Annotated in this window: 9 protein-coding genes; 4 read left to right on the plus strand and 5 right to left on the minus strand. The window is 48.6% G+C overall.

The genetic code is table 11. The features are described from left to right. The 4 genes from ACTIE6_RS08665 to ACTIE6_RS08680 form a co-directional block, all read left to right on the plus strand. A partial coding sequence (locus ACTIE6_RS08665; protein WP_439556260.1) for a c-type cytochrome occupies nt 1-672 on the plus strand: 672 nt, incomplete at its 5' end. A gap of 36 nt (nt 673-708) precedes the next feature. Further along, nucleotides 709-1,797 carry a helix-turn-helix domain-containing protein gene (locus ACTIE6_RS08670; protein ID WP_439556261.1) on the plus strand — a complete coding sequence of 363 codons (1,089 nt, stop codon included), beginning with the start codon at nt 709-711 and terminating at the stop codon, nt 1,795-1,797. 101 nt (nt 1,798-1,898) lie between these two features. Then, nucleotides 1,899-3,017 (plus strand): DUF4932 domain-containing protein, encoded by a 1,119-nt coding sequence (locus ACTIE6_RS08675; RefSeq protein WP_439556262.1) that lies wholly within the window; start codon nt 1,899-1,901, stop codon nt 3,015-3,017. 125 nt (nt 3,018-3,142) lie between these two features. After that, nucleotides 3,143-4,717: an FG-GAP-like repeat-containing protein gene (locus ACTIE6_RS08680; RefSeq protein ID WP_439556263.1), complete on the plus strand. Its 1,575-nt coding sequence runs from the start codon at nt 3,143-3,145 to the stop codon at nt 4,715-4,717. A 5-nt stretch (nt 4,718-4,722) separates the two neighbouring features. Here ACTIE6_RS08680 and ACTIE6_RS08685 read toward each other — a convergent pair whose 3' ends face one another. The 5 genes from ACTIE6_RS08685 to ACTIE6_RS08705 form a co-directional block, all read right to left on the minus strand. After that, on the minus strand, nt 4,723-5,091 hold the full coding sequence (locus ACTIE6_RS08685) for a type II toxin-antitoxin system HicB family antitoxin (protein WP_439556264.1): 369 nt from the start codon (nt 5,089-5,091) through the stop codon (nt 4,723-4,725). Next, nucleotides 5,084-5,347: a type II toxin-antitoxin system HicA family toxin gene (locus ACTIE6_RS08690; protein WP_439556265.1), complete on the minus strand. Its 264-nt coding sequence runs from the start codon at nt 5,345-5,347 to the stop codon at nt 5,084-5,086. Before ACTIE6_RS08690 ends, ACTIE6_RS08685 begins: the two co-directional genes overlap by 8 nt. Nucleotides 5,348-5,419: 72 nt before the next feature. Then, nucleotides 5,420-6,844 carry a family 16 glycoside hydrolase gene (locus ACTIE6_RS08695; protein WP_439556266.1) on the minus strand — a complete coding sequence of 475 codons (1,425 nt, stop codon included), beginning with the start codon at nt 6,842-6,844 and terminating at the stop codon, nt 5,420-5,422. 109 nt (nt 6,845-6,953) lie between these two features. After that, nucleotides 6,954-9,308, minus strand: coding sequence for an FtsX-like permease family protein (locus ACTIE6_RS08700; RefSeq protein WP_439556267.1), 2,355 nt, complete (start codon nt 9,306-9,308; stop codon nt 6,954-6,956). Nucleotides 9,309-9,433: 125 nt separating this feature from the next. Then, nucleotides 9,434-10,235: ABC transporter permease (locus tag ACTIE6_RS08705; protein WP_439556268.1), on the minus strand; the 802-nt coding region annotated here is incomplete at its 5' end.

Raw genomic sequence — 10,235 nt, forward strand, 5'->3', positions numbered from 1 at the left:
GCCGTAGAAAAGTCGGAGGCGATACAAACACTTGCTTCCAGACCCAAGTCGGGCTGGCTGCTTACCCAGGCAATCTCCAACAAATCAATCCCGAAAAAAGATGTTCCGACTTATGTAGCGCGGCAGCTCCGCAGGGTAGTCGGCAGCGGATTTGTGGAAGTATGGGGGCCGATTGATCACGTTGCATTTGACGAGAAAGCTTATAAAAAGTACAAAGGCCTGCTGACCGATAAATCTGTTTCTGCGGCCAGCAAAACAGAAGGCCGGCTCGTGTTTCAGCGTACCTGTGCGCCTTGTCACAAAATGTACGGCAAAGGCGGCGCGATTGGTCCCGAGCTGACCGGTTCCAACCGGGCGAACCTCGATTACCTGCTCGGCAACATTCTCGATCCGAGCGGCGAGATCCAGGATGATTACAAAATGGTAGTGGTAACCATGCGCGACGGTCGTACTTACGTAGGGAATGTGGCCAAGGAAACCGATCGCCAGCTTACCCTGCGCGTGGTGGGGCAGGATGCGGTAGTGGTAAACAAGGCAGATATTCAAACGAGGGAAGTAAATGAGGCTTCCATGATGCCGCCGGGATTACTGGACAACCTGAGCGACAAGGAAGTGACCGAGCTGATCGCGTACCTGAAAACAAGCACACAGGTACCATTATCGAAAAAATAACAGCGCGGGGGACAGGTACCAGAATGTAAAAACAGAATGGAAAATTGGAAGTCTATCGTCTATTTACTAGCATTCGGACAAGGAATTGTACTGAGTCTGTCGCTGATAGTTCGAGGTATCACGCGGCAGCGGGCAAACCTGTTCTTGGGTTTGATACTGTACATCCTCGCATTGGAAATACTCAATGCCTGGGGAATGCAGGTGCATTACCATAGCCGGCCCGACAGTTTTCCATTCTGGAATTTGCAGAGTTACCTGGTGCTGCCCGTCTCGCTCTGGTTTTTTGTGCAATACACTACCGAACCTACATACCGGGCGCCCAGGTGGTCATGGTTACTTTTCGCACCATCGACGCTTGAAGTGCTGGGACAAACCTGCTGGCGGCTTTACTGGCGGCAAGTTGATCAGCGTGTTCCTTCATTGCTTGAAAATCCGGCCTGGTTCTTTATGACCGAGCTACTGCCCATTGTCGGGATGTTTGCTGTGCTCTCATTCTATGGCCTTAAATTGTTCCGGTTTCAACGTGAATGGAAGGAAAGCGGGCGGCATATTAGCAGATCACAGGTTATCGGAATCTACGGTCTGTTTGCTTTTCTAACAACGTTAACCTTACTCTGGATTGCGGGAGTGGGGTTGAACCTGCGTGTGTTTTCAACGATCGAGATTTTGCTTACCGGCTGTCTCTTTGCATTGGGTTATGCAGGTTATGTCAATCCGCACTTCTACCAGCTACCGGTTTTATCAAAACCAAAGTCACCTGAAAAGTCGACGTTTGCACATTATGACGACGCGCGGGAGCTGGGCCGGCTTGAAGCTGTTTTTCGTGCGGATGCATTGTACACGCAGTCAAAGCTCACACTGGAAGAAGTGGCCGCAAAGCTGCATTTGCCACCGAGGTATCTATCTTATCTCATCAACACACATCATAATTCCAACTTCAACCACTACGTCAATGCGTTTCGGGTTGAAGAAGTAATCCGGAAACTCGCCGACCCGGGGGAACAGCATAAAACGTTGCTTGCGCTCGCCCTGGAAGCTGGTTTTAGCTCTAAATCTACCTTCAACCAGGTGTTCCGGCAGCATACCGGAAAGGCGCCGTCGGAGTACCTGCTCGTCAACAAATAAGTCCGGAATCGTGATCCCGGACGTCCCGACTTCTGTTTCAAAGCGCATGGGTTTGCTGCATTGGCTTGTTTTGCCTGCATTACTCACCAGCGATTCATCCAATGTACAGGCAACTTCTATTTCTGCTCATCCTTTTGCGGGCTCCGTTTGCAGCGGCTCAGAACAAACAGATTCAGGTCAAAATCAACAAGAATGCAGAGCTCCTCGGCTTTGTCTATTTTCTGGGCTACGAAGGTGCACATGCGCAAATCAGCAACGATTATTCAGACAAGCGGCGGCTCCGGTATGCATACGGACTGGATCTATACCGGCAGTACAAGTCGCACGAAAAAAGTCCGCATTTGGCTGTGGCAATCAGTTTCGCTCAGGACATCTGGCTGGATTACTTTCTCAATCTGCTGGTTCAGCTGGACGATTTCCCAAATGCGAAGCTGGGCAAGCATATTGATTTCAGGTACTATAAAAGATTTTCCTCAAAAGGAGACCCGGCGGAAGCCTGGAAAAATGCAGCTGCATTCATTGAAGCAATGAACGAGCTTTATAAAGAAGTGGACTTTGATTCTTATCTGACCAAAAACCGGTTGAAATACGAGAATGCGCTCGCACAAGTACGGAGCGGGTTGCCTGACAGCTTGTTTATTCCTGCAATGGAAAAGTTTTACCAGGGGCATTTCGGGAGCTATAACCTCGTACCCAGTCTGACTATTCCTGCGGGAATGGGCTTCGGCGTGGGGTATACCTCGGCAGGTAGGTCGCATGCATTCAATATATTTGGCTCATTTGCTGCGCCGAAATTTGAAGATGATCTGCATCTGAATATGGGTTTTGATGATGAGAAACACCTGGTGGAGCTGAGTACCCACGAGTTCGCGCATTCGTTTGTAAACCCCATTATCGACATGTTGCCGGGCAAGCTCATCACAGCTACTGAAAAGTTGTTCATACCGGTTAAAAGCAATATGGCCGATCAGGGTTATACAACCTGGAAGGCATGTTTAAGCGAGCATTTCGTGCGGGCGGGAGAGGTAGTAATCGCGAGAAATTTGGGCAAGAAAGCCGATGCTGAGCGGCTTATGCAGCATTATGTACAGGATCGGAAATTTATTTACCTGCCGGTGATTTTGCGTGAACTGGAAGCTTATAATGCAAATCAGGAGCGAGTATATTCTGATGCGGTCGGGCTTGCGATGGAGCGGTTGGTGGAGGAGGCGCGGCGGTAGGTTTTTTGCCACGAATGCACGAATTTGCACGAATGTTTGCGTTGTGCATTAGTCTGAAATTGAGGTGGAGGAGTTGATATATTTTGATTAATACCAATGTACTTTTCTATGCATATCAGCTATTGATGAAACACACTCTTCTTTTCTGCATTCTCCTTTCGCTTCTTTTTTCCTGTAAATCTAAAAAGCAGAGTGAGCCGGTCGGGGTTCAGGAACCTGCTGTTTCCAGTAGCTCGGGCCGGGAACTTGCGATCGTGCATTGCAGCCGGTGTCATTTGCTGGTTGCTCCCGAAATGTTACCCAAGTCGAGCTGGCGGAAGGTGCTGCCTGCAATGGGTCAAAGAATGGGAATCTATACGGGAGGCAGCAGACCAGACAGTTTATTTGATCCAAAAACCGGCGGATCGCTCGTGCGGAGTGCGGGTATCTTTCCTGAAAGTCCCGTTCTGGCAAAAGAAGACTGGCGCAAAATTGAAGCTTACTTCCTTGAAAATGCGCCGGATACGGTCGCGGTACCTGTTCGCAAAAATCCACTCAAAATGGGTCTGCGGCATTTCAGGTACCGGAAGCCGGCGTTTTCACATCGCCCTGCATTGACAACCATGGTGAAAATCCTGCCTGATCAGCAGGGACTGGTATTCAGCGATGCGAAAGGCAGGCGTAAAAAGTTGACTTTCCTGGACAAAGATCTCGCGGAAAGATACACTGCTGAACTGCCTGTCGCACCTGTGCACTATCATGAAACGCCGCAGGGTTTGTATCTCACAGCGGCAGGAAGCAACATTTTCCCGACAGACGCAGCAAATGGTTCTATTCAGCGATGGGTAAAGAATGGACAGCAGCAAAGCTTTGCAACGGGTGATATTCCCATTTCAAACCTGCGCCGGCCGGTACATTCAGCATTTGGAGATTTGAATGGGGATACGCACGAGGATATCGTTGTTTGTGAATTCGGCAACGAAACGGGTCAGCTTGCGTGGTATGCAAATAATGGCAGGGGTGGTTACGAAAGGCACATTCTAAACGAGCGGCCCGGCGCGATACATGCGATTATTAAGGATGCAAATGGCGACGGCCGCCCAGATATTTTCGTGTTAATGGCGCAGGCAGATGAAGGGATTTTCCTTTATGAAAACCAAGGTAGCGGCAACTTTAAGGAAAAGCGCCTGCTAACGTTTTCGCCCCTCAATGGCTCGCAGTACATGGAGGTGGCTGATTTTAATAAAGATGGTTTTGATGATATCATGTACGTCTGCGGCGACAATGCCGACAAAACGCCTATCCTGAAAAGCTACCACGGCGTGTACCTGTTCCTGAACGACGGCAAACTAGGCTTTAAGCAAAGCTACTTTTACCACCTCAACGGTGCCTACAAAGCGATAGCGCGGGATTATGACCTTGATGGAGACCTGGACATTGCCGCGATCTCGTTCTTCCCGGATTATGCGCGATACCCGCAGGAAAGCTTCGTTTATCTTGAAAATAAGGGAAAGCTGGTATTTAAGGATTCTTCCTTCCCGCAGTCGCCCGAGGGCCGCTGGTCCGTAATGGATGCAGGCGACCTGGACGGGGACGGCGATATAGATCTGGTTCTGGGTTCATTTGTTTACTTTCTGCCAATGGGAGACAAAACGGGTCTCGGCAAGAAGTGGCTCGATACCGGGCCTTCGGTGATTGTTTTGGAGAATACGGTTAAATAGAGGGGCTACCTTTCGCCAAAAACCTCCGCGCCAATCTCCTGATGCGAGGATGCATACTGTAAAACCGATTTTACAAAATCATTCAGCGTGACATTGTACTGTGAGGCAAGCAGGGCTATTTTTTTGTGCAGATCTGATGAAACGCGCACATTGAAAACACCTTTGTAAGACTTCTCGGGAGACTTTCCCAGCAACCTGCATGTTTCAATGTAATCGTCGACAGCTTCTTGCATACCTTGTTTTAAGGCTTCAACCGAAGTGCCTTCAAAAGTAACAAGGTCATTTACACCAATCAGTTTTCCAAAAAATACTTCATCTGCGGGACTGTAATAAATACTTGCAGTGTACCCGTCGCAGAACAGTGAGTTAATCATTTTTGACTTTTCCATTTTCTTTCAGAATCCCGATTACTTGTTCTATCACGTAAAACTTAACTATTTGCCCTGGATGTGGTTTGTGGAGGCTAATAATATGTTTAGCCGGATCCGCAAACTTTCGTCTCGATCCGCCGGTTGCTCCGGTAGGCAGTTCGCGATATCCATAGAACTCCAGAACTAATACAAGTTCCTTCCACGTAAGGTCCTTTGGTTTGTTGAAAAAGCGCGCTAGCAGCTTTTCTGTTTTACTCATAGGTGTGTGTAAGTTGTAACTAAATATTAGTTACAAATATAAATTTAAAATTGGGATCCACAACTTCCCGCATCATTCCTTTACAAACACGCGGCTGTCGCTGCCTTCGCGGAAGATAACTTTTTTGTCAGCTGGCGAAAATTCGAACAGGATCGCGGTTCCGGGGTAGGCGAAGGTGTGTTTGCCGGTTGTACGTAACTCGGTGGGCTGCCGGCCGTTTGTTTGGACTGTAAGTACTTTGTCCTTTTTTGCAAATGTGAGTTTGAATTGCACTTCGGGATTGCTGTAAGTTCCGGTATAAGGTTCAGGATCGAAGTTGGCAATCTTTTTGGCGAGACTTATAATGCCTTCTATATTGTTGGTTTCAGAAATGGATTCGCTGTATTCCAGCCGCGCCATGATACCCCAGCCGTAGAAATCGTTAGCTACACCGATAAGCAGGTCGTTTTCGCCCTGGTTGAGGTTTAGCTTCACAGTCGCATTCTGTACCGAAATCCGCCCGTCGGGGTAGCGTTTCATGTTTTGCTGAAAAAGGTTCTTATCGGCAAAAATGATCTGATTGTTTAAAAACACCCACACTTCATCACTGAAACCCAACTGCAGACCTGCCTTGACCGCGTCTTTCGCAGTGATTTTTGTTTTCAACCAGATTGCTTTCCGGCTTTTATTGCCGCCGTGCCTGCGCGTGAGGTTTACAAGACCGGCGCGTTCAGCCGCAATGGAGTCCGTGAACAGCTCTGGTTTGGGTTGATTCTGAAAAGCGAGCTCGGTTCCGACTGGAAGATCAAAAGGCGCAGTGGATGCCCATTTCCTGAGATAAAGCCCGTCAAAGCTGGTCATATCCGTCAGTGCCAGCGGACTCAGACCTTCGGTTTCATTGGGCTTTACCTGTACATTGGCGATATGAGAAGCGCCTTCAAAAGCGATGCTCCCCTCCGTCGCGCTACCTTGAAGCTCGGGGATATCCAGTGCGGGCCGCATTGCATTGTTCAGAAAGACGTGCAGTCTTTTGCCTGAAATAACCAGTTTTACGTGGTTCCATTCACCCGCTTTTGCCATCGCGGGCGCCTGAAATTCGGGATACATATCCCACATATTGATCCCGTCAAAATAGGGCGAGTACTGAATGCCCTGGTTGGCCAGCTTGTTGCCGACGCGCGACATTCGCAGATACACAATCTCCTGTTCTTTCTGGTCTTTTTGATGGAAATAAACCGACTCCGCAAACTCTGCCGCAGACGGATCAATATCAAACTCAATCGTGCCATCTTTGAACACAACATCCTTCAAAATTACCTGTCCCGAGTTAGGCGCCAGCTTCATGGCCTTTATTCCGTGATGCTCCTCGAAGGTAACTTTATCGGCCTGGAACTGCCATTTTTCAGCAGTGAGCGGAATGGTAAAGTCAGTCTTTTTGAGTGTTGAAGAGGAATTCTTTTTTTGACCAAAACTTTGAATTGCGAGGAGGAGAAACAGGAATTGAACGAGTTTTTTCATAGCATTTTTGCTTGTTTGATTTTGGGCAAAAATGTGCTTCAAACGCGCAAAACCCCGTTCAAATGCGAGTCAAGTTCGGTTCAAGTTGGTGTCAGGGATGATTTTGAGCTTATTGTGACTTCATGGCGCGGGTTGGGTTCATTAAAGCTGCTTTTACTGCCTGATAGCTTACCGTAAGCAAGGCAGTGAAAAGTGAAAGAGCGCCTGCGAGGGCAAAAGTCCACCAGCTCAGCTCCACCTGGAATGCGAAACCTTCTAACCATTGATCCATCAGGTACCACGAAACGGGTGTTGCAATCAGGATCGCAATGAAGACCAATTTTACGAAATCAGTAGAAAGTAAGGTGGTAATATGTGCGACTGTTGCGCCAAGCACTTTTCGGATACCGACTTCTTTGGTGCGCTGCTCCGTGACGAAAGAAGCCAGGCCAAGCAAGCCGAGGCAGGAAACGAGGATTGCAATGCCCGCAAAAAAGTTAAAAAGCTGTCCCGTCTGCTGCTCCGACTTATAAAGCTGATCGTAAGCCGAATCCAGAAAAGTATATTCAAATGGATACTCAGGCTGGTAACGCTTCCATAGCTTCTCAGCAGCGGCCAATGCAGCGGGCGCAAGTTTGCCAGTGGTATGTACATTGACAATGTGATTCGACTGCGGAGTACTATACAGCACGAGCGGCCACATCGGTTCGCGCACGGACATCATATTAAAGTCTTTAACAATTCCGATGATAATACCTTCGCCACCATCACCTTTGAAACGCTTTCCAACGGGATCTTTCAGACCAGTTTGTTTTACCGCGGTTTCATTTAAAATGTAATGTGCAGAATCCGATCTGGTACCAAAGAAATTTTCGCCTGCAAGCAGCTTGATCTTAAATCCGGGAATGAAATCTTTGTCAACTCCGATCTGAGCGAGAACCAGGGTGCGGTCTTTTGACTTTCCGTCCCAGTCGCAGGAAGCGGTACCTGTCTGCACATTGACCGGGGTGTCTGTTGAGGTACTTACCGCCAAAACGCTCGCCTCTCCCGCCAGTGCCTGCTTGAACTGCTGCGTAAATCCTTTTCCTTCGAATGTAAAAACGTGTTCACGGTTGAAACCAGCGTCGCGCTCACGGATAAACCGGAGCTGATTTCCAATCACAATTGTGCCCACGAGCAAAACCGTCGCTAATGTAAACTGCAACACAACGAGCGACTTACGCAGTCCTGCGGCACTGGTTTGCCTGTTGCTGCCCCGCAATGCAGCGACGGGATTAAAGCGCGAGATGAGAACGGCAGGATAAATGGCCGCCATTAAAAAGCAGAAGAACAAAATGCCGGCAAGCACCTGCCAGGCAGCCGGATCAGCAAGTGAAAAGCGACCTGACTTTCCGGTTATGTTGGAATAAAATGGCAAAAGCGCCTGTACCAACCCAACTGCGACAACTAGCGAAATGCTCAATGTCAGCAGCGACTCGATGAGTAATTGTCCTGCAAGTTGCCTGGAACCGGCGCCTACTACTTTGCGGACACCAATTTCCTTATGCCGCCTTGTCGCACGCGCGGTAGTCAGATTGACGTAGTTAATGCAGCCGATACTAAGTAGGAGCACAGCTACAATGCCCAATATATGGACTTGTTGTTCAGGTGAATCTCCGCCTTCAACAGGGTGCAGGTGGGTGTCGGCGAATAATTGAAGCCGGTAATCAGATTGAATCTTTTCCTTTACAGAACTTGCGTGAGCTGCCGTAAGTTGTTGATTTAGAATTTTAGTAGCTGCCCCAGGCTTTGTTACAACGTAAGTTTCAACCCCGAAATCGTCCCAGTTTTCATCCATCAATTTTTGTCCGCCCCGCTCAGGATCAATGATCTTGCGGACAGCCATGTTCACATAAATGTCGTTTCTGAGTGAAGAGTTGTCAGGTGCATTTGCCAGCACAGCACTGATGACGAGTGTTGTTTTGGTATCAACATTTTCAATGGTCTTCCCGATAACATCAATGCTTCCGAAATATTTTTTGGCTAATTTTTCCGAGACCACGATGGCATTTGGGGCTGTAAATGGCTTTTCAGGATTTCCGGCGATAACTTTAAAACCTTCAAACACTTGGAGGAAGTTGGTATCTGCAAAGACAATCCCGCTTTTTTCGGTAAAGATCTGGTTACCTGTCCGGAAAATACTACCCGGGAATGCCGCAGTGCGTGTTGCCACCTCTATATCGGGGATGTTTGCGGCTGCTATTGCGACGGGGGAAGGCGTCGAGGCAAATGTATTTTCATCAGGCCCTTTACCGAAGTGCGCATTAATGAGGTAGGTACGATCAGATTTTGGATGAAACCGGTCAAAAGTAAGCTCGTCTTTTACCCACCAGAACAGCAGCAGGCTGACGGCAAGTACCACAGACAATCCGCCGATATTAAGTACCGAATACCAGCCGCCGCCGCGCAGGCTGCGCAATGCAATTTTAAGGTAATTGAAGATCATGTTGTGAAGGTCAGGTGTTTATTGGCCAATACGGCAGGCAGCTAGTATGTGTGGCACTTGACCGCAGCAGATTTCATGGAGTTATGCCAGAAGCGGATTTTACCTGACAGCTGAAAATGGTACTTTCAATCGCTGGCGAGGCTATTGACCGGGTTCATTGTGGCCGCCTGCATTACCTTCAATCCGATCGTCAGGATGATAATGGGTACAATCAGCAGACTGCCTGCCGCTATGAGCCACCAATGCAGGTCAATGCGGTAGGCGAAGTGATTCAGCCACCGGCTCATGAGCGTCCAGGCTACGGGAACAGATAGTAGAAACGCGATTCCGGTCAGGATCAAAAGCTCTTTTCCAAAAAGGGCTAAAATGCTGTCAGCGCTGGCTCCGAGCACTTTTCTTATCCCTATTTCCTTCGTTTTTTCAGTAACCATAAAGGAGATCATTCCGTACAATCCCAGGCAGCAGATAACAATTGCAACCCACGCAAAAAGCCGGATCAGGTTGGTTAGTTGTTCTTCCCTGGCGTAAAAGGAGGCTATTTTCTCCTCTGTAAACTCCCAGTTGAAAACCTCGCCGGGATAATGCGTTTGCCAGGCTTTCCGGATATGCGAGATGGAGTTGGTGAGAGAAGAGAGGTTGAGGCGGATAGCCACTTCACGGTATTGTTCAGGCTGGGCGTAAATAGCGCAAGGCTCGGTGGCATCATGCAACGATCGCAGGTGAAAGCTTTTGACCACACCCACAATCTCGCCTTTGTAGCCAGAGGTACCATCTTCCATTGCCCGGCCGATCATTTGCTGTGCATCACGAATCCCCAGCTTTTTCATGAATTCTTCATTGACCACAAATTCCCGGACTGAGTCCCGGTCGGAGAAGCTTCGGCCGGCGAGCAGCGGCATCTGGTATGTTTTGAGATAATCGGCGTCG

It is taken from the genome of Dyadobacter sp. (genome assembly GCF_051859145.1).
Taxonomy (GTDB): domain Bacteria; phylum Bacteroidota; class Bacteroidia; order Cytophagales; family Spirosomataceae; genus Dyadobacter.

Coding starts and splice junctions, on each gene's coding strand:
- ACTIE6_RS08670 (WP_439556261.1), top strand. CDS start 709: ATGGAAAATTGGAAGTCTATCGTCTATTTACTAGCATTCGGACAAGGA.
- ACTIE6_RS08675 (WP_439556262.1), top strand. CDS start 1,899: ATGTACAGGCAACTTCTATTTCTGCTCATCCTTTTGCGGGCTCCGTTT.
- ACTIE6_RS08680 (WP_439556263.1), top strand. CDS start 3,143: ATGAAACACACTCTTCTTTTCTGCATTCTCCTTTCGCTTCTTTTTTCC.
- ACTIE6_RS08685 (WP_439556264.1), bottom strand. CDS start 5,091: ATGATTAACTCACTGTTCTGCGACGGGTACACTGCAAGTATTTATTAC.
- ACTIE6_RS08690 (WP_439556265.1), bottom strand. CDS start 5,347: ATGAGTAAAACAGAAAAGCTGCTAGCGCGCTTTTTCAACAAACCAAAG.
- ACTIE6_RS08695 (WP_439556266.1), bottom strand. CDS start 6,844: ATGAAAAAACTCGTTCAATTCCTGTTTCTCCTCCTCGCAATTCAAAGT.
- ACTIE6_RS08700 (WP_439556267.1), bottom strand. CDS start 9,308: ATGATCTTCAATTACCTTAAAATTGCATTGCGCAGCCTGCGCGGCGGC.